This is a genomic window from Streptomyces sp. NPDC050732 (genome assembly GCF_040654255.1).
Taxonomy (GTDB): Bacteria; Actinomycetota; Actinomycetes; order Streptomycetales; family Streptomycetaceae; genus Streptomyces.
This window is the reverse complement of sequence record NZ_JBFAHP010000006.1, coordinates 96,809-120,140: the sequence shown is the minus strand read 5'-3', so window position 1 is coordinate 120,140 and position 23,332 is coordinate 96,809. Positions and strand designations below refer to the sequence as shown.

Here is a 23,332-nt window from a genome sequence, read left to right as displayed (position 1 = left end):
GTTCCGGCGGATTTCCGGCATGGGCCGACGCACCACGGCCACCCGCCCTGCTGCGTGCGGGGCGCCGTGTGCCGTTACTCCGTCACGCGGGGTCCAGGCGGGCGACGCTGCCGCCGATGTCGAGCACGTACAGCTCGCCCCTGCCGCCCTGCACGAACGAGACGACCTCGCCGCCGTTGACACCGAGGTCGCTGACGCCGGTCACCTTGCCGTGCTCCATCCGCAGCGCGCGCAGGGTGCCGTCGCAGTAGTCGCTGAACACGTACTGGCCCCTCAGGCCCGGGATCGCCCTGCCCCGGTACACGTATCCGCCGGTCACCGAGCAGCCGAGGCCGCCGCGGCCGTACTCGTGAACCGGCGGGACGTGGTTCGCGGGCTCGGTGGCGCCGCGGAAGGGGTGGTTGCCCTCCATCCGGGACCAGCCGTAGTTCTCGCCGCCGTCGCTGTTCGCGGGGGCCCAGTCGATCTCCTCCCAGTCGCTCTGGCCGACGTCGCCGATCAGCAGGTCGCCCGTGCCCGAGTCGAAGGAGAACCGCCACGGGTTGCGCAGCCCGTACGCCCAGATCTCGTCCCTGGCGTTCGGGTCGTCCACGAACGGGTTGTCCGCCGGGATCGCGTACGGCTTGCCGCCGCGCGGGTCGATCCGCAGCAGCTTGCCCAGCAGGGTGTCGAGGTTCTGTCCGTTGCCGTGCGGGTCGCCGCCCGCGCCGCCGTCGCCCAGGGCGATGTAGAGGTAGCCGTCGGGGCCGAACTTGATGTCGCCGCCGTTGTGGTTGGCGTAGGGCTGCGTCTGGGTGAGGACGGTGCGCCGGGTCTCGGGCCGGATCCTGCCGTGCCGCACGGCGAACTCGTCCACGGTGCTGGTGCCTTCGAGGTCCGTGTACGAGATGTAGAAGTGCGCGAACCTGGGGTCGAACGCGACGCCCAGCAGGCCGCGTTCACCGTCGGTGGTGGTCTCGTCGGAGATGTCGAGGACGGGCTTGCCGAGCCCCTGGGGGCCCAGGACCCGTACGGTGCCCGCGCGTTCGGCTATCCAGACCGTGCCGCCCGGTCCTGCGGCACCGGCGGACGGGTTCTTGGCCGTGGCCACCTGTTTGAGCGCGACCTTGGCGGCTGCTTCCCGGCGCGGCGCGGCGGACTCGTCCGCGGACGCCGTGGTGAAGGCGAGGGAAACGACGAGGCAGAGGCTGCCGATGACTGCCGAGCTTCTGGTGCGAACGTTCACCGTGATCCTCCTGGAGGCGGCGAATGGGGGGGAGGTCACCATGGTGTGCTGGCCGGCCACGGATGAGAATACTGGGACGGGCTCCCTTGGCGTAGACCAAGGCGCCATGCATTTTCATCCGCCCCTCCCTCCCCCCTCACGCCCGTTCGCGCGGCGGAGGATCAGGCGGCGAGAAGGGGCTCGCTTCCCGCGCTGACCCGGCGCAGCCGGAAGCGGGCGACGGCGAGGGCGGCGTCGACGCTTCCGGTACCGGTCGACACGCACAGCGAGTAGGCGACGTCGTCCATCCGCCGTCGCGCCGCCGCGCTCCCCGTCTCGGCGTGCAGGGCGCGCAGCTCCTCGTACTGCTCGACCAGGTTCTTCAGGACGAGATGGGCCATGAGCATGGGTCGTTCTCCCTCATATCCGCTGCTTGCAGGGGTGCGCGGCCTCTTGTGTCCCGAGCCTCGACCGGCATTCCTCGGCATTTCGGATATTTCGCTCACGGCTGTCGCTTTACGGCACTCACTCGCCGTTCTTCTGCACCAGGCAGTCGTATCCCAGCTGCATCACGTCGGCGACCGCCAGCGTGGAGAGGCCGCCCGTCACGGTCCGCGTGGCGCGCGGCCACAGCAGGTGGGCGCCGGTGACGGTGGTCGTCAGCCAGACGCTCAGACAGAAGGGGCAGGTGAGGAGCTCGCCGACGGTCGCCCTGAGGTCTCCGCCGCGCGGGCTCTCCTTCACCTCCGCGGGGCCCGTGCACTCCTCGTACCGCGTGAACGGCGCGCGGAGGGGACTGGTGACCGAGCCCTTGCTGAGCAGTCGGCTGAGCCGGAAGGTGGCCGTCGCCGCGAGCAGGATGTCCCAGGGCTCGGGGCGCTCGGGGAGCCTGGCCCTCCGCAGGTGTACGGCCGTGCCCCAGGCCGCCGTGTACGCGCCGAACGCGACCACGGCCCCGAGGTGACCGCCGAGCCGGTGTTCCTCTCCGCCGGAGTACGCTCCGCGCGCACGCCGGAGGACTCCCTTGATCCGCTGCACGGCAGTGCCTTCCTTACGAGAGTCATGAAACACCGCGGCCTCCACTCAAGCGTGTCGGCGGCCTTCGCGCCTCAGGGACGGGGCCGCCCAGGCGACAGGTAACCCGTGGCCGCCGACGGAAACGGAGACCGGCGGCCTCGTTCGCGTGGTCCGACGTCCGGACGGCTGAACCCCGTGCGGCCGGCGCGGCGCCCCGGCCGCATGTGTGTGATCGTGGACGGGGCGGGGTACTGGGGCTCAACCATCCAGCCCGCACGCGCGCAGGCACGCCTGCTCGCGCACGCGGTCACTCGTCAAGGAGCCGATGGTCATGACGGACGTATCCAGCATGGGTTCACCCGCGGACGACCCCCGGCCGGTGCTCACCGACCGGCAGGGTCATCCCATCTACGACAACCAGAACCAGCGCACGGTCGGCGCGCGAGGCCCGGCCACGCTGGAGAACTACCACTTCCTGGAGAAGATCAGCCACTTCGACCGCGAGCGCATCCCGGAGCGCGTCGTCCACGCCCGGGGCGTCACCGCCTTCGGTTACTTCGAGGCGTACGGGAAGTGGGGCGACGAACCGATCAGCCGGTACACCCGCGCCAAACTCTTCCAGGAGCAGGGCAAGCGCACCGATGTCGCGCTGCGCTTCTCCACCGTCATCGGCGGCCGCGACTCCTCCGAGGCCGCCCGTGACCCGCGCGGCTTCGCCGTGAAGTTCTACACCGAGGACGGCAACTGGGACCTGGTGGGCAACAACCTCGGCGTCTTCTTCATCCGGGACGCCGTGAAGTTCCCGGACGTCATCCACGCGCTGAAGCCCGACCCCGTCTCGCACGAACAGAAGCCCTCCCGCATCTTCGACTTCATGTCGCAGACCCCGGAGAGCATGCACATGCTGGTCAACCTCTTCAGCCCCCGGGGCATCCCCGCGGACTACCGGCACATGCAGGGCTTCGGCGTGAACACCTACAAGTGGGTCAACGCCGAGGGCGACACCGTCCTCGTCAAGTACCACTGGATGCCCAAGCAGGGCGTGCGCAGCATGACCGAGGAGGACGCGGCCAACGTGCAGGCCGGCGAGCTCGGCCACGCCACCAAGGACCTGTACGAGGCGATCCGCAGGGGCGACCACCCCGAGTGGGAGCTGCTCGTGCAGGTCATGGAGGACGGCGAGCACCCGGAGCTGGACTTCGACCCGCTGGACGACACCAAGACCTGGCCGGAGCAGGACTTCCCGCCGAAGGCCGTCGGCCGCATGGTGCTCGACCGCACGGTCGACAACTACTTCGCCGAGAACGAGCAGATCGCCTTCGGCACCGGTGTCCTGGTCGACGGCCTCGACTTCTCCGACGACAAGATGCTCGTCGGGCGGACCTTCTCCTACAGCGACACGCAGCGCTACCGCGTCGGCCCGAACTACCTGCAACTGCCGGTGAACCAGGCCAAGAACGCGGAAGTGCGCACCAACCAGCGCGACGGCGCGATGGCGTACGACAACCGCGCGGCGAACGAGAACCCCGAGGTCAACTACGAACCGTCGATCACGGGCGGGCTCCGCGAGGGCCAGTACCCGACGCACGACGAGCAGGGTCCGGAGATCCGGGGCCGGCTCACCCGCAAGCGGATCCCGCTCACCAACGACTACCAGCAGGCCGGCCAGCGCTACCTGCTGATGGAGGACTGGGAGCGGGACGACCTCGTACACAACTTCGTGGACCTGATCTCCCAGTGCGACCGGAAGGTGCAGGAGCGCATGGTCTGGCACTTCCTGCTGGTCGAGAACGACCTCGGGCTGCGTGTCGGCGAAGGCCTCGGCATCGGCCCCGACGACGTCGCCCACCTGGAACCGCTGCCGAGCCAGACGCTGACGGACGAGGACCGCACGCGCCTGGAGCGGCTGGGCAAGAACCCGCCGCGCGACGTCTCCGGCCTGACCATGACCCACTGCGTACCCGACGAGCGCCACGTGGTGACGCGCTGACGGAACGGCACGCTGAACACTCGCCCCGGCAGGCGGACGTGACCTACTGACGTCCTCCGCCGGGGCCGCGCCATGCCGCGCACGTATCCCCACACGCTCAGCAGCAGGGCGGTCGCGGGAGGCGGCAGGGCCGCGCCGCTCATCGACGGCAGCTCCGCCGGGTGTCCCAGGAACGCGGGGGAGAGCGACCGGGTGTCCGGGTTGTCGATGGCCCACCGGCGGTAGCCCTCGGCCGCGACGACGAGGCCCGGCAGGTCGGGGTCGTCGTACGCCTTGGTGATCAGCGCGGTGACGAGGTCGTCCCGGCTCGGGAAGTAAGGGTAGAGCGCCTGCACGGTCATGCCGAGGGCGCGGGCCAGCGCCCGCAGGACAGCGCGTGCGGGCCGTGCTCGACCACGAAGTGTTCGTCATCAGCCGGACGCATCGTCAGCGCGGCGGCCGTCCTGATCGCGGTGAGCTTCTTCGCCTTCGGCACGGCCGAGATCAGCTTCATGCAGCTGTTCGGCCTCGGCAGCGGGCTCGCCATCCTCATCGACGCCATCGCCGTGCGAGGCGTCCTCGTCCCGGCCGCCATGCGCCTGCTCGGCCGCACGGCCGGGTACGCGCCGGGACCGCTGCGCAGGTTCCACGACCGGTTCGGCCTGAGCGAGCACGGCCCCGCGCCCGCGCCGGAACCGACGGCCGTGCACCCGCACGAGAAGGACTCGGCGCGGGTCTGACCCGTGCCACCGGGCCCTGCCCCGTCAGGCGTCGAGGACCACCGACTCCCACGGGCTCGGCCCGGTGCCGTCCCGCCAGGCCCGCAGCTCCGCACCGGTCACGCAGACTATTCCGCACCGCTGCGCGTAGTCGAGGGCGGGAGCGGTGAAGTCGCTCGTCGTCACGAGGGCCGCTATGTCGGCCTCGTGCACGGTGAAACACGTGCCGCCGAAGCGCTGCAGCTCCTCCGAGCCGACCTTGTTGTCCTCCCCGTACCGCTTGCACTGGATGACGACCCGGCGCCCGTCGGGAGCCAGCGCCACGACATCGGCCCCCAAGTCGCAGGCCCCGCCCACGACTTCCACCTCCTGGCACGCGTCACGGGCGCACAGCTCCGCTATGGCCTGCTCGAAGCCGTCGGGGTCGAGCTCGGCGAAGTCGGGCTCGACCGGAGCCTCGATCACGACGGTGGCGGCCTCCTCGGTGGCTCCCACCAGCGGCGGCGCGCTCTCCAGGCTCTCCGAGGCCCGCTCGGCCGCCTCCTCCAGCACCTCGGCCGTACGACGGGCGTACCTCGCCGCGGAGAAGCGGCGCCACCTCGACCGGCCCAGGTAGCAGGCCGTGAGGCCCACGACGGCGAGCGAGCCGATCCACAGCGGGCGGCTCTCGACCATCCGGGCCGCGAAGCGCACCACGACCACCGAGCCGCACAGAATGATCGCGACGAGCACGAAGAACAGGGCGGTCGCGCGCAGATCGAAGCGCCGCTCACGGTCCGCCCGGCGAACCGGGCGCGAGGGTACGGTCATGCCACTCCCCAACAGTGCTCGGCAACGAAGATCACTTGTCTCCGCATGCCCAAGATCGCCACCGCTAAGGGGGAAAGGCCTGTTCGGTCCAGATGGTCTTGCCGGAGCGGGTGTAGCGCGTCCCCCACCGCTGGACGAGCTGCGCGACGATGAACAGGCCGCGCCCGCCCTCGTCCTCCTCGCCGCTGTGGCGCAGATGCGGCGACGTGTGGCCGCGGTCCGCGACCTCGCACAGCAGGGTGCGGTCGCGGATCAGACGTACTTGGATCGGCCCTTCGGCGTACCGGACCGCGTTCGTCACCAGCTCGCTGACGACGAGCTCGGTCGCGAACGACAGCTCCCCGAGGCCCCAGTGGTTCAGCTGCCGGGTGGCCAGCTCCCGCGCGTGGCCGGGAGCGACCGGTTCCGCGGGCAGCTCCCACTCGGTGACCTGCGCGGTGTCGAGTTCGCGGGTGCGGACGAGCAGCAGGGCTGTGTCGTCGCCCGTCGAGCCGCCCGGCAGGAGCTCCGCCACCGCCCGGTCGCACAGCTCTTCGAGCGACGCGTGCCGGTCGCTGAGCACCCGACCCAGGGTGTCGAGTCCATGGTCGATGTCGCGGTCACGGGCCTCGACCAGGCCGTCGGTGAAGAGCGCCAGCAGACTGCCCACCGGCAGCTCGATCTCCATCGACTCGAACGGCAGGCCGCCGAGGCCCAGGGGCGGCCCGGCCGGCAGATCGGGGAAGGACAGCCGGCCCTGCGGGTCGACGACCGCCGGCGGCAGGTGCCCGGCCCTGGCCATGACGCAGCGCCGCGACACCGGGTCGTAGACCGCGTAGAGGCAGGTCGCCCCGGTGGTCACGTCGGTGTAGCCGCCCGGCGGCCCGGGACCGCCCGAGTGCTCCTCCGCCGACTGCCCCACCAGATCGTCGAGCCGCGAGAGCAGCTCCACGGGGTCCATGTCCAGCTGGGCGAACGCGCGTACGGTCGTGCGCAGCCGTCCCATGGTGGCGGCCGCCTGCAGCCCGTGGCCGACCACGTCCCCGACCACGAGCCCGACCCGGGTCCCGGAGAGCGGGATGACGTCGAACCAGTCACCGCCGACCCCCGTCACGTCGTCCGTGGGCAGATAGCGGTAGGCCAGGTCGACCGCCGACTGCTCCGGCAGCTGCTGCGGCAGCAGCTGCCGCTGGAGGGCCAGGGACGCGGTGCGCTCCCGGGTGAAGCGGCGGGCGTTGTCGATGGACACGGCCGTACGGGCGACCAATTCGTCGGCCAGCGCCACCTCGCCGCTGTCGAAGGTGGCGGGACCGGTGCCGCGCACGAAGGTGACGAGGCCCAGAATGCTGTTCCCGGCCCGCAGCGGCACGACCAGGGCCGCGTCGTCGAGCACGAGGCCGCCGGAGGAGAGACTGCGGTACTGCGGCGAACCCGGCGGATACTCCACGGGCCGAGGCCGGCCCGGCTGCCGCGCACAGTCGGCTTCCCCGGCCGAGCAGCGGGCGACCCGCACCAGCGACTTCGCCGCGACGCCGCTGTTGGCCGGCACCTCTCCCTCAAGGACCGCCTCCGCGAGGTCGACCGTCGCCGTGGCGGCGAACTCCGGTACCGCCACCTCGGTGATCTTCTCGGCGGTGACCCGCACATCGAGGGCGGCGCCGATGCCGCGGCCCGCCTCCACGAGCAGGGCCAGCCGTCGCTGGGCCTTGTACCGGTCGGTGATGTCGAACGCGTCCTCGCAGACTCCGAACACGTGTCCGTCGGCGTCCTGGAGCCGGTAGTAGGCGCAGGACCAGAGGTGGTCGTTCTCCGGGTCGCTGGGAGGCCGGCCCTGGAAGTGCAGGTCGAGGAAGGGTTCGCCGGTGTCCAGGACGTGCTGCATGACCGTGTCGAGGGTGGGCGGATGGCCCTTGCTCACGAAGCGCCCCTCGGAGTACATCTCGTCGGCCCGAGAGCCACGGAACTCTTCGAACGGCCGTCCCATCTCCAGTTCGTACGCCGTGTTGCACCAGGTCAGGCGCAGATCGGTGTCGTAGATGGCGAGGCCGACGGGGGACTGGGTGGCCAGCCCGTGCAGCAGCGCCTGCCGGGACTCCCACAGCCGCAGGTCCCGCAGCTCGGTGACGACGACGACGCGCACCGCGGTCCCGGCACCCGCCAGGGGACACACCGCGGTGGCGACGGTCAGCTCGTGCCCGTCCCGGTGCCGGGCGACGCGGAGCTCGTTGCCCCTGGATCCGGCGGGGAGCGGGCGGGCGGCGGGCGCCGGGCCGGGCGACAGCAGGAACGTCGCCAGGGGCCGGCCGATGATCTCCTGCGGCCGGTACCCGAGGAGCCGCTCCGCCGCGGGGCTCCACCCCATGACCGTGTTCCGGGCGTCGACGACCGCCGTGGCCGCCCTGGTGACGTCGAGGGGACCACGGAAGTCAGCGCTTGCCTCAGCGTTCCATGCGTTCCATGCCGTCATGGCGCCACACCAGCCCCGTTCATTCCCTACAGAATCCGTCCTCCCCGGGGCGGGCACAACTGCGGTTCACCCACCCAAGTCGGGCCCGGCGCCGTCACCACCGGGCGGCCGGGCCCTCTTGCCGGGCCCGGCCGGGCCTCCCAGACTGCGGGGCAGGGGCGCGGGGAGCAGGGGAGTGGGGGAGTGGGGGCGCGATGGCGGCACGACGGAGCCGGCGGTCGAGGAAGCGCACGCGCACGCGGGTGCGGGGCTGGGGCGTGGTCGCGACGGTGGTCGCCGCCGTGTGGGTGGCGGGCGGCCGGCCGACGGTGTGGCCCGTGCTCGTGGCCGTGCTCGGCGCCGCCGCGGTGGGCGGGGCCGGGTGGGGGCTGTGGCGTGCGCACCGCCTCGCGGTCGCGCGGGACCGGCGGTGGCGGGAGGACGAGGAGGCGAAGGCGCGGGAGTTGTCGATGACGGAGGTCGACGCGCTCTCCTGGCAGGATTTCGAGCGGTACGTCGCCGATCTGTGCCGCAGGGACGGCTGCACGAGGGTCGTCGTCAGCGGCAGGAGCGGCGATCTGGGCGCCGACGTCGTCGGCCACCTCGCCGACGGCCGCAGGCTCGTCGTCCAGTGCAAGAAGTACGCGCCGCACCGCAGCGTGTCCTCGCAGGACATGCAGAAGTTCGTGGGCACCGCCCGCCCGGAGCACGGCGCGGACGTGGCCCTGTTCGTCACCACCTGCCGCACGTTCACGAAGGCCGCGCTGGGCCTCGCCGTGCGGCAGGACATCGTGGCCCTGCACCGCGATCTGCTGGGGGCCTGGGTCAAAGGTGCCCATCTGGAGTCGCTGATCCCGCTGAACGGGCGCGGCGGCAGCGCACCGCAGAGGCGCTCGCCGACCTGAACGCACCTCTCGTCGCATCCGTATCAGGGTGCGGTATCCCAAGAGGAGGCGACGAGTTGAGGCACAAGCGCATACCCGAGCGAAAGGCCGTTCTGGCCGTGGCCGCGGCGACGGGCATCGCCGCGGTGGGAGTTCTGCTGCAGCACGCCGGTGCGGCGCAGTCCGGGGAGGGGACCGCTTCGAGGACCGTCTCGGGGCCCGAGTCCCGACGGATCAGCGCGGCATCGGCGACGGAGCTGGCCGGTCGGCTGGCCCCGCGACTGGGCGACGCCTACGGCGGGGCGTACTACGACGCGGACAGGCGGCGGCTCGTCGTCAACGTCGTGGGCGACGACAACGACGTGACCGCCCGGGTGCGGGAAGCCGGTGCGGTGGCGCGGAGCGTGCGCAACAGCACGGACGCGCTGGGTGCCGCCGGACAGACACTGGCCCGCCGGGCCGCCCTGCCCGGAACCGCGTGGGCCACCGACCCCAGGACCAACCGGATCCTGGTCACGGCGGACCGCACGGTCACCGGGGAACGCTGGGACAGGCTGGAGGCGGCCGTCGCGTCGCTCGGCACGGGAATGGCCCGCATCGAGAAGTCCGCCGGAGAGTTCAAGGCCTTCGCCTCGGGCGGTGACGCCATCTTCGGGGGCGGCGCGCGCTGTTCGCTCGGGTTCAACGTGACGGCCGGGGACGGACGCCCCGGCTTCCTCACGGCGGGTCACTGCGGGGTCGCCGCCCAGCAGTGGTCGGAGGAGCAGGACGGCGCGCCGATCGGGACCGTCGAGGCGGCGACGTTCCCGGGGGACGGCGACTTCGCTCTCGTCACGTACGACGATCCGGCCGCGGCCGCCCCGGCCGAGGTCGACACGGGCAACGGCCGGACCACCCCGATCGTGCGGGCCGCCGACGCGGCGGTCGGCCTCGAAGTGTCCCGGATGGGCAGCACCACCGGCCTCCGCGACGGAGTGGTCACCGGGCTCGACGCCACCGTCAACTACCCGGAAGGCACGGTCACCGGACTCATCCAGACCGATGTCTGTGCCGAACCGGGCGACAGCGGAGGTTCACTTTTCACCCGGGACGGGAGTGCGATCGGCCTCACTTCGGGCGGCAGCGGTGACTGCACCGCGGGCGGCGAGACGTTCTTCCAGCCCGTCACCACGGCACTGGCCGCGGTCGGCGCCGAGATCGGCACAGGGGCCGGCACAGGGGTCGGCACAGGGGCCGGTAAAGGGAGCGGATAGGGGCCTGCGCTGATCGATCTACTCCAACTCGCCTTGCTTTCAAGCCAGGCGGGGGATACTAGTGATGCCTGGAAGGAAAGCGGGAGGGCGATGTGGAATACCCGGAGGAGGGGTACTTGTCGGCAGGCGAAGCAGCGCCCTCGGACTCTCGGCTGAGAATCCGCCCCTTGAGCGACCGGACCGGTCTCGCAGTGGCCGGGGAGGTCTGCCTGCCCACATATCCCGTGTGGGAGCGGGCTCTGAAGCAGGTGGTGGTGGCCGGGGAGCACCGGCCGCCGTACCATCTGGATCTCTCGGCGCTGACCTTCATCGATGTGGCCGGAGTCACGGATCTCGCGGTGGCCGCCCAGGGCCTGGCCGACGGACAGCGGCTCGTGCTGGAAGGACCGCCGCCCGCCATGACCCGTCTGCTCGAGCTGTTCTGGCCCGATCTGTCAGCAATCGAGGTGTCCACCCCATGAGTGCCACGGCTCAGACCGAACCCTTTGTCCATCCGGCGCTGTTCTACCGGGGGCGAGAGGAGTACCTGGCGGGCACCGTGCCGTTCGTCCTTGAGGGGCTCGACGCGGGCGAGGCGGTGGCGGTGGCGGTCCCCGAGGCCAACCTCGACCTGATCCGCACCGCCCTGGGCGTGCGGGCCGAGAAGGTGCAGCTCCTCGACATGGCGCAGGCGGGGCGTAACCCCGGCCGGATCATCCCCCGGGTGCTGCGGGCGTTCGCCGACGCGCACCCCGGGGAGCGGGTCCGGATCATCGGCGAACCGATCTGGGCCGGGCGCACCTCCACCGAGTACCCCGCCTGCGCACAGCACGAGGCACTGATCAACCTGGCGTTCCGGGGCCGTGAAGCAACGATCCTCTGTCCCTACGACGAGGTGAACCTGGAAGAGACGGTCCTGGCCGACGCCCACGCCACCCACCCCACGATCATCCGGTCCGGCACGCAGGACACGAGCACGGCATACGCTCCCGAGGCGGTCGTTTCCCGCTACAACCAGCCCCTGACGGCGCCCGACGGCGTGCCGCAGGTGTCCTACGCCAAGCAGTCCCTGTCCGACGTGCGGCACCACGCCATCCTCAGAGCGGCCGAGCTCGGCCTGCCCGAGGCGAGACTGCAGGACTTCGCCCTGGCCGTCGCCGAGCTGACGACCAACAGCGTGGTGCACGGCGGCGGGTCGGGCGCGCTGCGGATCTGGACCCAGGACGACCACGTCGTCTTCGAGGTCCGGGACGCCGGCGTCCTCGCCGATCCGCTCGCGGGCCGCTCTGCCCCTCCCAGGGACCAGCGCGGCGGACGGGGACTCCTCCTGGTGCATGTGATCGCCGATCTCGTCCGCGTCCACACGGACCCGGCCCACGGCACGACGACCCACTGCTACTTCCACTGCTGACCAGCCACGATGGGCACAGGTGCGTAAACGTATCGCCGGGTCGGGGAGCGTCCGGCGTGCCGTTAGACTCGACGACTGTGGCGGACACCCAGTACGAAGACCTGTTGCGAGCGGTACTCACCTCCGGGACGGCCAAGGCCGACCGGACGGGCACCGGTACCCGGAGTATTTTCGGGCACCAACTACGCTACGACCTCGCGCAGGGCTTCCCGCTGGTCACCACCAAGAAGGTGCACCTGAAGTCCATCGTGTACGAACTCCTGTGGTTCCTGCGCGGCGACTCGAACGTGAGCTGGCTGCGTGAGCACGGCGTCACGATCTGGGACGAGTGGGCCGACGCGGACGGCGACCTCGGGCCGGTCTACGGAGTGCAGTGGCGCTCCTGGCCCACGCCGGACGGCGGACACATCGACCAGCTCAGCGAGGTCCTCGACACGCTGCGACGCGACCCGGACTCCCGCCGGATGATCGTCTCCGCGTGGAACGTCGCGGAGCTGTCCAAGATGGCCCTCGCGCCGTGCCACGCCTTCTTCCAGTTCTACGTCGCCGACGGCAGGCTCTCCTGCCAGCTGTACCAGCGCAGCGCGGACCTGTTCCTCGGCGTCCCCTTCAACATCGCGAGCTACGCCCTGCTCACGCACATGGTGGCGCAGCAGGCCGGCCTCGAACCGGGCGACTTCATCTGGACCGGCGGCGACTGCCACATCTACGACAACCACGTCGATCAGGTGACCGAGCAGCTCTCCCGCACCCCGTTCGACTTTCCCGAGCTGCGGCTGCGCGCGGCCGACTCCCTCTTCGACTACGCGTACGCCGATGTCGAGGTGCTCGGCTACCAGCACCACCCGGCCATCAAGGCCCCGGTCGCCGTATGAACGTCGGACTGATCTGGGCGCAGACCCCCGACGGCGTGATCGGCGCGGACAACGGAATTCCGTGGCGGCTTCCCGAGGACATGGCGCACTTCAAGGCGACCACCCTCGGCCACCCCGTGGTGATGGGGCGCAAGACCTGGGATTCGCTGCCGCCGCGCTTCCGCCCGCTGTCCGGCAGGCGCAACATCGTGGTGACGCGCGACCCCGAGTGGGTGGCCGACGGCGCGGAACGCGCGGGGTCCATCGCCGGGGCCCTGGAACTGGCGGCACTCCCCGCACCCGGAGCCGACCCGTCGCAGTCGGCACCCCCTGCCGAGGCCTGGGTGATCGGCGGCGGCGAGATCTACCGCGCCGCCCTGGCCTACGCCACGACGCTCTCGGTGACCGAAGTCGACTCCCCGGTGACCGGCGACACCTACGCCCCGACACCGGATGCGACCTGGCATGTCGCGGAGGACAGGGGCTGGCAGTCCTCCACCTCGGGCCTGCGCTACCGCATCCGCACCTACACCCGGCTCCACGCGGGCGTACGGGCGCCGGAGTAACCGGTCACGGCACGGGCGCGGGTTCGGGCAGCGTGAGAGCGGTGTGGGCCGGGCGTCCCGTTGTGGAGCGGGGCATGCTGGTGAGCGCGGCGCGCAGCATGTCGTTGCGCTGCTCCAGGGCCCGGGCGGTGGTGGGGAAGAGCGCGGCGTCGCCCTTGCCGACCTGTTCCTGGTTCGCGGTCACGAAGGCACGGGTGTCGCGTTCGTAGGCGGCGAAGCCCGCGGTGTGGTCGCGGTCGGCCAGGGCGGCGGCGAGCATGTACGCACCGACGAGCGCGAGGCTGGAGCCCTGCCCGGTGAGGAACGAGGGCGCGTACGCGGCGTCGCCGACCAGCGCGACCCTGCCGTTCGACCAGCGGGGCATGCGGATCTGGCCGACCACGTCGAAGAACAGGTCGTCCGCGTCGCGCAGGGCGGCCAGCAGGCCGGGAACCTCCCACCCCGCGTCGGCGAAGACCGCGGCGACCAGGTCCCGTTGGGCCGCCGGGTTCCGGAACGCGTCGAGCGGCGGTTCCGGGTGGGAGAAGTTGAGGAGGGCGTGCACGTCGTCGTGGTCGCCCGCGGCGTAGAGTGCCGCGGCCCTGCCCGGCGTGGTCCAGATCAAGGACTCGTGGGAGAGCCCGAAGGTGTTGCGCAGGGTGAATCCGGCGAAGCAGTAGCCGAGGTAGTGGTGGAACTGATTCTCGGGCCCGAACAGGAGCTCGCGGGTGTGTGAATGCAGCCCGTCGGCGCCGAAGACCAGGTCGAACGTACGCCTGCCGCCGCCGCGGAAGGTGACGTCGACCCCGTGGCCGGACTGGTGGAGCGTGTCGATGGAGTCGTCGAAGAGGAACTCCACGTCGTCACGGACCGCCGTGTGGAGGGCGTCGGTGAGATCCCCGCGCCGCACCTCCAGGTCCTGCCCCGCGACGCCGCCGGTGACGGTGTGCGGGTCGATCGAGGCGACCACGCCGCCGTCCTCGTCGAGGAAGGTCAGCCGGCGCAGGTCGATGTGCGCGTCCCGGAGGCGCGGCAGGATGCCCATCCGACGGACCACTTCGAGTGCGGTGCCGCGTACGTCGACGGGATATCCGCCGCGACGTGTCGAGCCCGCCTTCTCGACCACCGTGACCGCGAACCCGTAGCGGTTCAGCCAGAACGCGAGGGCGGGGCCCGCGACACTGGCCCCGGATATCAGAGCCGTGCGCCTCGGCGTGGTATGGACGCTGCTCAACAGACGTTTGCGGGTCATTCCTTGACTCCTTTGCTCATGGTGCGGGCGACGAGGAGGGACAGCGCCGTGACGGCGCCGGCCAAGACGAATCCGGTGGTGAAGGCCGATTCGGCGGGAACATCCGATCCGGAGGGCGTTCCGGCGGTGAGGACGGCACCGCCGATCTGCACACCCACGGCGAACCCGATCACGCGGGTGACCAGGACCAGGCTGGTGGCGATGCCGGTGTCGCTCCGGTCGACGGAGGTGGCGGTACTCGTCACCAGCGCCGTGACGCACAGACCGTTGGCCAGCGCGATCAGCAGCTTGCCGACGACGAGATGCCAGACCTCGCCGTGCACGGCCGCCAGACCGAGCAGGCCGACGGCCATGAGGACGGCCCCGGCGACGACCACGGCCCGCGAGCCGAAACGCCGCGCGCCGACCCCGCTGAGCGGCCCGGCCAGCGAGGCGGCCACGGCGCCCGGCAGCAGGAAGAAGCCGATCTCGGTGGCGCCGGCCCCGAAGCCGTACCCGTCGGCGGAGACCGCGAAGAGCTGCGGGACCAGATAGACCGCCATCGAGGTGCCGAGGCAGATCATGAACGTCAGCACACACGACTGCCACATCGCGGGCCGTGCCAGCATGCGCAGATCGACCATCGGCGAGACCGCGCGGCGCTCGACGGCCGTCCAGCCGGTCACGAAGCCGGCCAGCACCACGATGAGGGCGCCGAGCACGACCGGCCGCGAACCGAGATCGGGTGCGAGGGCCAGCACGAGCATGAGCGTGCTCAGCGCCCCGCTCAGGAGGAGCAGGCCGGGCCAGTCGACCCCGGCGTCGTCCGAGCGGCCCGGCGGATCGTGCGGCATCAGCCTGTTCACCAGCAGGGTGGCCGCGATGACCGCGAGCGTCGGCAGCGCGAACATCCAGTGCCGCGACAGCCCTTCCGCCACGGGCCCCGCGGACAGCGTGCCCGCCATCCCGCCGCCCACGAACAACCCGCTGACCACCCCGATGGCCACCTTCGACGCCCCGGCGGGCAGGTGCGCGCGCACCAGGATGAACGACAGCGGCAGCGCGCCCACCATCGCCCCCTGCAGCACCTGGCCGAGCAGCAGCACGGGCAGGTTCGGCGCGAGGGCGGACACCAGGCCTCCGGCCGAGACCACCGCCATCAGCCGGACCAGGACCCGCTTTCCGCCGTAGCGGTCGCCCAACTTGCCCGCGACCGGGGTGATGAGCGCGCCGGTGATGAGCAGCATGACGCTGAGCAGCGCCCCTTCGGCCGGGCTCATGTCCAGCTCGCGTTGGAGGTGCGGGAGCGTCGGCGTCACCACCGACTCCAGGGCGCCGGTGGCGACGGCCAGCACGCCGAGGGCCCCGACAGCGGACCTCCCGATGTGCACAGGGGGAGCCAGAGTCGCGGTCATGGACTTCCTTTCCGTCATGGTCGGGCAGGGTCGGGCGACTGAGAACGGGGGAGGAACGAGAACTACACTACACCGTGCAGTGTAGGACGGTTAGGATGGCGACATGCCGACCACGAAGACACTGCGCGAGGGGTCCACGCCGAAGCGGGCCGCGATTCTCTCGGCGGCCCGGGAACTGTTCCTCGCCGACGGCTTCGACCGGTCCAGCGTCGACGCGGTCGCCGCCCGGGCCGAGGTGTCCAAGCGGACGGTCTACGACTACTTCGGCGACAAGCGGACGCTGCTGCACGCGGTCGTGGACGTCGTCGGCCAGTCACTGATCACCACGATCCGGCGCACCCTCGACGACACCCTGACCGACCTCACCGAGGCCGCCGAACTGGAGGACGCCCTGGTCGCGTTCTCGATGCGCATCGCGACCGACATGCTCGGCTCGGCGGAGTACGCGACGCTGCAGCGACTGGTCCGGGCGGAAAGCGGCCAACCGCCGCACCAGGGCGAGAACCCCCTGGCCGACGCCCCCGACGAGGCTCTCGCCGAGCGGTTCGCCGCCTTGGGTGAGGCCGGGCTGCTCGACGTCCCCGATCCGCGGCTCGCGGCCGACCAGTTCATCGCGCTCACCTTCAGCGTCGCGATCAACAGGCTCGGTTCCGCGAACGCCGTGGAGGACACGCGCGTCCGGCCGCTCGTCGTCGAGGGAGTGCGGACCTTCCTCCGGGCGTACCGGACCTCGTAGGCGCGAGCGGCGTACCGGGGTGGCGAAGGGTGGTTATCGGCCCGCCGCACGCAAGGACGCGTCCAGGACACTCATGAGCTCCGCGACGCGGCTCTTGCCGGGCGGCGCGAGCGGATACCGGCAGAGGACGTCGATCAGGGCCGGGGTGGCGCGTCGCCGGGCCCGCTCGATCAGTTCGAGTCCGACGGCAGGGCCGGCGCCCGCGTTCAGTTCGCCCACGCGTGCCGCGCTCGCGGCGGCCCGCAGGATGTGCCCCACCTGGGAGGCTTTCGCGATCGGGTGGAGGTAGGCCGCGGCAGCGGCGTCGCCGGCGGCGCGCGCGGCGAGCCGCGCGGCCTCCGTGGTCGCTTCCCGCGCGGCGCGGTGCGCGTCCAGGGCGGTGGTGCGCTGGAGCTTGGTCCGCCGCGCGCCGTTCACGAACTCCCGTGCCGCGCCGACGGCCGCGCGGGGCCGGGGGTCGTCGGGGCTGTCGGCCTCGAAGACGGGGAGGACCTCCTCGGCGCTCACCACGGCGTAGCGCGCGACGGCCCGCAGCTCGTCCATGGTCAGCTCGAAGTCCCCGGATACGCTCGTCATGGCACCGACTCTGCCACGAGCGGGGCGACCGGAGCCGGCCGGTGCCGGCGGTTCCGCCGACACGGCCTCCTCCCTCGTCACCGCAGGATCGACTCAAGGAAGTCGCTGCCCAGCCGCGCCACCACGGTGACGTCCAACTGGTGCTGCACGTACCTGCCGTGCCGCCGCGTGGTGAGCATTTCGGCCTCGCGCAGGGTCTTCAGGTGGCGCGACACCTCGGACGCGGAGAGGCCGAAGCCCTGCGCCAACTCGCTCGTCGTGTACGGGGCGCGGGCCAGCGCCCAGCACAGCCGTATCCGGGCCGGATGGGCCACCGCCATCAGGCGCTTCTCCATCAGCTGCGACGTGCGGGGGCCCGGCCTCAACTCCGGCGCGGAGACGGGGTAGCCGACGACCGGACGCCACCCCGGCGCCTGCCGCACGATCAGGTGCGGCCAGCCGAACGTGCTCGGCACGAACGTGACGCCGGGTTCCACGCCCGGCTGCATGGCCGCCGTCCACCCGTCGGCCAGCTTGTCGATGCTGATGCGGCGGCTCCGCGCGGTCTCCTCGATCGTGACGGTCGGTGACACGGCCTCCAGCGCGTCGGCGAGGCCCTTGCGGCGCAGCAGGTCGGTCTTCCCCCGTGCGTCCGCCGCGAGCTGGGGGCGGACCCGCTGCCAGACGTCGGCGAAGAACGCCTCGTCGCAGTCCTCCAGGAGGCGCCGGACCCAGGTGCGGACCGTGGCCGGGTCCTTCAGGAGGTGCTGGGCGAAGCCGAGCTGCCGCGGGCCGCGCGCGGACGCCCGCTCCAGGGCGGCGTCCCGGGCGGCCTCGTCCACCAGGGGGGAGCGTCCGCCGCCCGAGCGCAGCGTGCAGCCGGAGGCGTTGATTTCGAGCGCGGCCGCGACGTACGCCTCGTCGTCGAGTGCGTCCACCTCGTCCAGCTCCTCGGCGAGCGTGGCCGGTGGCATGGAGCCGCGGGGCAGCAGGATGTCGGACCGCGTCGACCGCCACAGGAACTCCGCCTCCGCCATCCGGCCCAGCAGGTCGGGCTTCAGCCCCGCGGCCGTCGTCGTCGCCCAGCCGTGCAGGCCGGGGTGGTGGGCCGGCTCGGAGAGCACGTGCAGGGCCGCCCCCAGCTCGGCCAGAGGGGACGGCCCGAAGACGATGCGCTCCGTCGGGAGCCCGGAGATGTCGATGTCGACGCTCATGGTCTTCATGGTGCACGGATCCGCCGGCGGGCGGCGCCCCGATTGGCGGCGTTCGTCAATCGGCGCGGCAACCGCAGTGGTCGTGCGCACCGTTGGTGGCAGGCGCTTCTCAGCCGGACATGGGCTCGGCCGTCAGTACGTGCCAGTCCGCGGTGCCGATGTCGGCGGGGGTGCCGTCCAGGACGCGGGCCGTGCGGGTGGCCGGGTCCAGGGTGACCGTGGCGAGGGTGGCCCAGCGTTGGCCGAGGGGCTTGGCCGGGTCGGGGAGGCAGGTGACCGGTGGTTCGTCCGCGCCGGTGACGAGGAGGGAGGCCAAGGCCTCGGCGTCGGAGGGGAGCCGGGGTGTCCGGTGCAGCCGGTCGGCCATGAAGGCGCGGCGTTCGGCCGAGTCGGGCTGGTAGAGCCAGGACTTCTCGTCGGCGGTGAGGGCCGGCGTGAGGAAGTGGTTGGTGCGCAGCAGGACGCCGCGGCCGCCGCGGTCTTCGGGCCGGATCTCGTGTACGCCCGCGGGGCTGATGTCGAGCAGCACGGCGTCCCCCGCCGCGTCGAAGAGCGCGAAGGAGCCCGAGGAGGCGAGGGGTGCGGAGCGTACGAGCTCGACGGCCTCGGCGACACCGCCGGCCTCCGCGAGGACGACGGCGGCGAGGACGTGCATCGGGACGCCGCCGACGGTGTCGCGGAGATGGCCCAGAATGTTGAAGTGCAGGGCGAGCCCCGCGCTGTTGAGACCGATCTTGCCGAGGATGCCGTGCTCGGTGAGGCCGACGACGGTGTGGCGGGCGCCGCGTGACTCCAGGGTGTGCCAGTGGTCGGCCAGCTCGACGTGCCAGTCCCAGGTCTGCGCGCCGAGACCGCCGTATACGACGGTGGTGCACTCGCCGGGCGGCACGGCGGTGGAGCGGGCCAGGATCTCCGTGCGCGCGTTGAGGACACCGACCTGCCACTCCTCGACACCGGCACCGTGCGCGAGGCCGGCGATCTCGGCGCGGGCCGCGGGCCGGAAGCCGCCGATGACGTCGAGGGTGCGTTCGGCGTCGTCGCGGGCGCCGTTCAGGGTGATGCCGCCGAGGGCGAAGAGACGGGCGTAGACGTCGAGCGCGGCGGGGATGCCGGTGCGCAGCCGTGCGCCGCGGGCCACGCCGCGCGCGTACGGGTCGGCGGCGGACACGGCGATGTGGAGGCGGTCGGCGGGGCGGGGGATGGCGGGCATCGGGATTCCTCAGTGAGCGGTGCGGGAGTGGCGCAGGACTTCGCCGCCGACGACGGTGGCGAGGACAGGGTTGCGGGCCTGCTCCTCGGGGGCGAGGTCGAGGGGATTGTGCGCGAGGACGGTCAGGTCGGCCAGGAAGCCGGGGGCGATCCGGCCGAGTTCGTGATCGGCGCCCGCCGCGCGCGCGGCGGCCCGGGTCATACCCGTATACGCCTCCCGCGCGGTGATCGCCTGGGCGGGCTGGACCGGAGCGGTGCCGGGTTCGTCCACCGGGCGGCGCAGCTGGCAGTCGGCGAGACCGGTGCGCGGGTCGCCGGGACCGATCGGCCAGTCCGAACCGAGGGCGACGACCGCGCCGTGGTCGAGCAGGTCACGGGTGCGCCAGCCGCGCGCGGCGCGCTCCGGCCCGATCCGCCGCGACCAGTTGTCGGTGCCGTCGGCGCGGGTGTGCCGGGTGCCGTGCACGGGCTGGAGGCCGGCCACGACGCCGAGTTCCGCGAACCGGTGGAGGAGGTCGTCGGGAAGGGACTCGACGTGCTCGACGCGGTGCGGGGCACGGCCCGCGGGGCCCGCCTCCTCCAGTACGTCGAGTGCGTGGCGCACGGCCTGGTCGCCGATGGCGTGGGTGGCGGTGGGGATGCCGCGTTCGGTGAAGAAGCGGACGGCGGCGCGGTAGGCGTCCAGGTCGCGCCAGAGGGGAGCACGGTTCTCGCCGTGCCGGTCGGGGCGGTCGAACCAGGCGGTGCCGTTGTCGGCGGTGCCGTCCAGCATGAACTTGGCGCCCTCGACGTGCCATCGGCGCCCTGCCAGCCCCTGCTGCTCGGCGATCCGCTGCCACGCCCCGGGGGCCGAGTCGGCGGGAACGAGAGGGGAACAGCAGATGCGCAGGGGAAGTTCACCGTGCGCCTCGATGTGCCGGTAGACGTCCTCGGACGGGTCGGTGAAGTCCAGGGCGTGCAGTCCGGTGAGGCCGCCGCGGGCGAGGATCTCCAACTGCGTACGGACGTGGGCGGCGGCCGTGGCGACGGGCACCTCGGGGTAGTGGGCGAAGACGAGATCCATGGCCTGGAGTTCGAGGACGTAGCCGGTCGGGCGGCCGTCGGGTCCTGTGACCACGCAGGAGGCGTCGGTGAAGGTCTCGCGGCCGGTCAGCCCCGCCCGTCTCGCGGCTTCGGGGCTGATGACCAGGGCGTGCGCGTCCTGGGTCATGAGGGAGACGGGGCGGCCGGGGAAGCGCTCGCCGAGTACGGCGCCGGAGGGCTCTTCGCCGAGGGCCGCGAAGACGTTGACATCCAGGTCGTAACCCGTGATCCAGGCATCGCCCGGGGCGCCTTGGGCATCCTGGATGTCCTCGGCGGCCCGGGTGACACGGGCCAGGACCGCGTCGAGGGTGCCCGCCCCCGACAGGTCCACGCCCCGGCCGATCTCGATGGATCCCCACACCGGGTGCGCGTGTGCGTCGACGAGGCCGGGCAGGACGGTGGCGCCGGGGAAGTCGTGGACCACGGTGGAAGGGCCGCGCAGGGCCGCGATCTCGTCGGCGGCCGCGACCGCGACGATCCGGCCGCCCGTGATCGCGAGGGCGTCGGCCGGGGAAGCGGCCCAGTCCTCCTGGTGGTCGGCGGTCTCCAGGGGTTCGATACGGGCGGCCGTCACGATGACGTCGGCGTGCACAGGGATGCGCCTTTCGCGGTGGGGGAGTTGGGCGGTTCGAGGTCGTCGGGTATGTCGGTGCCGATGGTGCGCAAGGCGCGTGCGGTGGCCCAGTAGACGAGGGCGGCGATGCCCATCCCGGCCGGAATCGCCAGGTCGACACCGGCGGACGCGGTCGCGAGCGGGCCGGTCCAGAAGGTCGTGCTCACCCACATCAGCGCGGCGAGGCCGCCGGTGAGCAGGGCGAGGAGGCCCGGCCAGTGGAAGCCGCCGCGGTACCAGAACGGGCCGCCGCGCTCCTGGCGCAGCAGGCGCTCGCCGTCGTAGCGGTTCCGCCGCAGCGCCAGATCGGTGACGGCCACCGCCATCGCCGGACCGGTGACCACGACGACCAGTTGCAGCATCGTGTTGACGCTGGTCAGGAAGTCGAAGACGAGGATGGCGTACAGGGTCATCGCGGTGCCGAGCCCACCGATCACGAGGACCGCCGGGATGCGGGCGATCCGTACGCCCACCGACTGGACGGACAGGCCGGCGCTGTACGCCGTCATGCCGTTGTTGGCGATGGTGTTGAGGACGACGGCGATCACGAAGACGGGCACGAACCAGCCGGGCAGGAGCTGTTCCAGGGCGGCCTGCGGGTCGGCCATGTCGAGGCCGGTCGCCGCCAGCGCGCCCACCGAGGTGAAGACGGTGCTCGGCAGATAGGCGCCGAGGGCCGTCCAGCCGGCGATGGCGGTGACGGAGCCGGCGCGCGGCAGGTAGCGGGCCAGGTCGGGGCTGTTGCTGTACGAGAGCGCCGTCGACCCGACGACCGTGAGGCCGGTGCCGAGCGCGGCCGCGAGGGAGGCGCCGTGCAGTGGTTCCGCCGGGGTGTACGACCAGTCGACCGCGTCCAGCACGTAGCAGGTCACCACGACGAAGACGACGGTGAGCAGGACGCTCAGGGCGGTGTAGAGGCGGACGATGGTCGCGTAGCCGTAGATCGCGACGAGGAGGGTGACGCCGGCGATCAGACAGATCACCACGGCGTCGAGGACGGGGGAGCCGGGCAGGCCCCACTGTCCTGCCAGACCGATGCCGGCGACGGAGGCGGCCGACCAGTTCAGGGCGAGGTAGGCGGAGGCGATGAGCCAGCCGGTCACGATGAGGACCATCTTGTTGCCGACCACGCCGTAGAACGCCCGGGAGATCACCGAACCGCTCGTGCCGGCCGCCGGGCCGCTCGCGGCCACCACGCCGGTGCAGATCCACAGCAGGTTCCCGGTCAGGATCACGCCGAAGGCCTGCGGCAGGGAGAGCCCCGCCAGGATCAGCGAGGCGCCCACCGCGAAGCTCAGATAGCTGACGTTGGGGGCGGCCCAGACGGCGAAGAGCTGACGGGGGCGTCCGACGCGTTCCGCGTCGGAGACCAGGTCGATGCCCCGGGTCTCGGGCTGACCTGCACGTACTGAGGGTGGTGTGGTCATCCTGGCCTCTCGGGTGACGCCCGGTCGCGCTTATTGGGCGACTGTCCAATTCGCTGTTGGGCGCTAATCCAATAGGCTGCGCGGTATGACGTCAAGACCCCTGCGGGAACGACCGGCGCGCAGCAGGAAGCCCCCCGAGGAGCGGCGCGCGGAGATCGTGCGGACCGCGGCACGCATCGCCCTCGCGCAGGGCCTTGAGCTGGTGACGCTGCGCCGCGTGGCGGACGAACTGGGGGTGCGGCCCAGCCTGATCGGCCATTACTTCCCGGCCTCCGACGACCTGGTGGCCGAGGCGTTCGCGTACGCCGCGACGCGCGAGCGCGACTCGCTGCTGCCGCGGGAGGAGGCGGGCCTGCCGCCGGTCGACCGGCTCGCGCTCTTCGTCGTGCGGCTGACCGACGGCGAGTACGTGGACCTGAGCCGGCTGTGGCTCAACGCCCGCCACCTCAGCCGCTTCAAGGAGCCGCTGTCGCGGGCGGTCGACGCGCAGGAGGCCGGGACGCGGGGGGCGCTCGTCGAGCTGATCGAGGAGGGCGGCCTCAAGACGGCGGGGGGCGCGCTCAGGGCGGCGCTGCACATTCTGATCGCGGTCGACGGCATGGGAACGTACGCCAACACCGCCGGTCAGGGTGACGACGCGCTGTCGGCCGGCCCCGACCTGGGCGACCTGGTCATCGAGACGGCCGAGATCCACTTGGGGCTCGCCCCCGGCACGCTGCGCGAACGGGCCCGCGCGCACGCGGTGGAACCCCGCGACGTGGACTGAAGCCGACGCCACC

At 72.0% G+C, this 23,332-nt stretch carries 22 protein-coding genes and 1 pseudogene; 10 read left to right on the top strand and 13 right to left on the bottom strand.

Features of this window, described 5'->3' with window-relative positions:
• Positions 1–82: 82 nt before the first annotated feature.
• The 3 genes from AB0H82_RS07500 to AB0H82_RS07490 form a co-directional block, all read right to left on the bottom strand.
• Positions 83–1,225, bottom strand: coding sequence for a PQQ-dependent sugar dehydrogenase (locus AB0H82_RS07500; RefSeq protein WP_362989843.1), 1,143 nt, complete (start codon positions 1,223–1,225; stop codon positions 83–85).
• A 161-nt stretch (positions 1,226–1,386) separates the two neighbouring features.
• Entirely contained in the window at positions 1,387–1,611 is a 225-nt protein-coding gene (locus AB0H82_RS07495; RefSeq protein ID WP_362989841.1) for a DUF5133 domain-containing protein, read from the bottom strand.
• 118 nt (positions 1,612–1,729) lie between these two features.
• The gene (locus AB0H82_RS07490) at positions 1,730–2,242 is read right to left on the bottom strand and encodes a DUF1360 domain-containing protein (RefSeq protein ID WP_362989839.1); all 513 of its coding nucleotides are present in this window, start codon (positions 2,240–2,242) and stop codon (positions 1,730–1,732) included.
• 310 nt (positions 2,243–2,552) lie between these two features.
• Here AB0H82_RS07490 and AB0H82_RS07485 point away from each other — a divergent pair, with 310 nt between their 5' ends.
• Positions 2,553–4,211, top strand: coding sequence for a catalase (locus tag AB0H82_RS07485; RefSeq protein WP_362989837.1), 1,659 nt, complete (start codon positions 2,553–2,555; stop codon positions 4,209–4,211).
• A 337-nt stretch (positions 4,212–4,548) separates the two neighbouring features.
• Here AB0H82_RS07485 and AB0H82_RS07480 read toward each other — a convergent pair whose 3' ends face one another.
• Positions 4,549–4,704, bottom strand: coding sequence for a hypothetical protein (locus tag AB0H82_RS07480; protein ID WP_362990078.1), 156 nt, complete (start codon positions 4,702–4,704; stop codon positions 4,549–4,551).
• Between AB0H82_RS07480 and AB0H82_RS07475 the strand changes: the two are divergent.
• Positions 4,628–4,930: pseudogene (locus AB0H82_RS07475) on the top strand (MMPL family transporter); the annotation flags it as partial. The gene AB0H82_RS07480 and the pseudogene AB0H82_RS07475 sit on opposite strands and share 77 nt — an antisense overlap.
• A 24-nt stretch (positions 4,931–4,954) precedes the next feature.
• Here AB0H82_RS07475 and AB0H82_RS07470 read toward each other — a convergent pair.
• Together AB0H82_RS07470 and AB0H82_RS07465 are read right to left on the bottom strand one after the other, a co-directional pair.
• Positions 4,955–5,719, bottom strand: a complete 765-nt coding sequence (locus AB0H82_RS07470) for a restriction endonuclease (RefSeq protein WP_362989835.1) — start codon at positions 5,717–5,719, stop codon at positions 4,955–4,957.
• Between the two features lie 64 nt (positions 5,720–5,783).
• Positions 5,784–8,165 carry a SpoIIE family protein phosphatase gene (locus AB0H82_RS07465; protein WP_362989833.1) on the bottom strand — a complete coding sequence of 794 codons (2,382 nt, stop codon included), beginning with the start codon at positions 8,163–8,165 and terminating at the stop codon, positions 5,784–5,786.
• A gap of 194 nt (positions 8,166–8,359) precedes the next feature.
• Between AB0H82_RS07465 and AB0H82_RS07460 the strand changes: the two genes are divergently transcribed.
• The 6 genes from AB0H82_RS07460 (at position 8,360) to AB0H82_RS07435 (ending at position 13,091) form a co-directional block, all read left to right on the top strand.
• Positions 8,360–9,049: a restriction endonuclease gene (locus tag AB0H82_RS07460; protein WP_362989831.1), complete on the top strand. Its 690-nt coding sequence runs from the start codon at positions 8,360–8,362 to the stop codon at positions 9,047–9,049.
• A gap of 56 nt (positions 9,050–9,105) precedes the next feature.
• On the top strand, positions 9,106–10,281 hold the full coding sequence (locus tag AB0H82_RS07455) for a S1 family peptidase (RefSeq protein WP_362989829.1): 1,176 nt from the start codon (positions 9,106–9,108) through the stop codon (positions 10,279–10,281).
• 167 nt (positions 10,282–10,448) lie between these two features.
• Entirely contained in the window at positions 10,449–10,742 is a 294-nt protein-coding gene (locus AB0H82_RS07450) for an STAS domain-containing protein (RefSeq protein ID WP_362989827.1), read from the top strand.
• Entirely contained in the window at positions 10,739–11,671 is a 933-nt protein-coding gene (locus AB0H82_RS07445; RefSeq protein ID WP_362989825.1) for an anti-sigma factor RsbA family regulatory protein, read from the top strand. The genes AB0H82_RS07450 and AB0H82_RS07445 overlap by 4 nt, the downstream gene beginning before the upstream one ends.
• Positions 11,672–11,748: 77 nt before the next feature.
• Entirely contained in the window at positions 11,749–12,546 is a 798-nt protein-coding gene (locus AB0H82_RS07440; RefSeq protein WP_362989823.1) for a thymidylate synthase, read from the top strand.
• A complete protein-coding gene (locus AB0H82_RS07435; RefSeq protein WP_362989821.1) occupies positions 12,543–13,091 on the top strand; it encodes a dihydrofolate reductase in 549 nt (182 codons plus the stop codon). Before AB0H82_RS07440 ends, AB0H82_RS07435 begins: the two co-directional genes overlap by 4 nt.
• Positions 13,092–13,095: 4 nt before the next feature.
• On the opposite strand, the gene AB0H82_RS07430 is transcribed toward AB0H82_RS07435, so the two are convergent.
• Both AB0H82_RS07430 and AB0H82_RS07425 read right to left on the bottom strand, forming a co-directional pair.
• Positions 13,096–14,322, bottom strand: a complete 1,227-nt coding sequence (locus AB0H82_RS07430; RefSeq protein WP_362989819.1) for an FAD-dependent monooxygenase — start codon at positions 14,320–14,322, stop codon at positions 13,096–13,098.
• Positions 14,319–15,716, bottom strand: coding sequence for an MFS transporter (locus AB0H82_RS07425; protein ID WP_362989817.1), 1,398 nt, complete (start codon positions 15,714–15,716; stop codon positions 14,319–14,321). The genes AB0H82_RS07430 and AB0H82_RS07425 overlap by 4 nt, the downstream gene beginning before the upstream one ends.
• A gap of 103 nt (positions 15,717–15,819) precedes the next feature.
• On the opposite strand from AB0H82_RS07425, the gene AB0H82_RS07420 reads away from it, so the two are divergent.
• Positions 15,820–16,452 (top strand): TetR/AcrR family transcriptional regulator, encoded by a 633-nt coding sequence (locus AB0H82_RS07420; protein ID WP_362989815.1) that lies wholly within the window; start codon positions 15,820–15,822, stop codon positions 16,450–16,452.
• 33 nt (positions 16,453–16,485) lie between these two features.
• Here AB0H82_RS07420 and AB0H82_RS07415 read toward each other — a convergent pair whose 3' ends face one another.
• The 5 genes from AB0H82_RS07415 to AB0H82_RS07395 all read right to left on the bottom strand — a co-directional run bounded on the left by AB0H82_RS07415 (position 16,486) and on the right by AB0H82_RS07395 (position 22,553).
• The gene (locus tag AB0H82_RS07415; RefSeq protein WP_362989813.1) at positions 16,486–17,028 is read right to left on the bottom strand and encodes a putative immunity protein; all 543 of its coding nucleotides are present in this window, start codon (positions 17,026–17,028) and stop codon (positions 16,486–16,488) included.
• Between the two features lie 77 nt (positions 17,029–17,105).
• A complete protein-coding gene (locus AB0H82_RS07410) occupies positions 17,106–18,221 on the bottom strand; it encodes a DUF5937 family protein (protein WP_362989811.1) in 1,116 nt (371 codons plus the stop codon).
• 109 nt (positions 18,222–18,330) lie between these two features.
• A complete protein-coding gene (locus AB0H82_RS07405) occupies positions 18,331–19,431 on the bottom strand; it encodes a C45 family peptidase (protein WP_362989809.1) in 1,101 nt (366 codons plus the stop codon).
• Positions 19,432–19,440: 9 nt separating this feature from the next.
• Positions 19,441–21,105 carry an amidohydrolase family protein gene (locus AB0H82_RS07400; RefSeq protein ID WP_362989807.1) on the bottom strand — a complete coding sequence of 555 codons (1,665 nt, stop codon included), beginning with the start codon at positions 21,103–21,105 and terminating at the stop codon, positions 19,441–19,443.
• A complete protein-coding gene (locus tag AB0H82_RS07395; RefSeq protein ID WP_362989805.1) occupies positions 21,084–22,553 on the bottom strand; it encodes a cytosine permease in 1,470 nt (489 codons plus the stop codon). The genes AB0H82_RS07400 and AB0H82_RS07395 overlap by 22 nt, the downstream gene beginning before the upstream one ends.
• 85 nt (positions 22,554–22,638) lie before the next feature.
• On the opposite strand from AB0H82_RS07395, the gene AB0H82_RS07390 reads away from it, so the two are divergent.
• Positions 22,639–23,319 carry a TetR family transcriptional regulator gene (locus AB0H82_RS07390; RefSeq protein ID WP_362989803.1) on the top strand — a complete coding sequence of 227 codons (681 nt, stop codon included), beginning with the start codon at positions 22,639–22,641 and terminating at the stop codon, positions 23,317–23,319.
• Positions 23,320–23,332 lie beyond the last annotated feature (13 nt).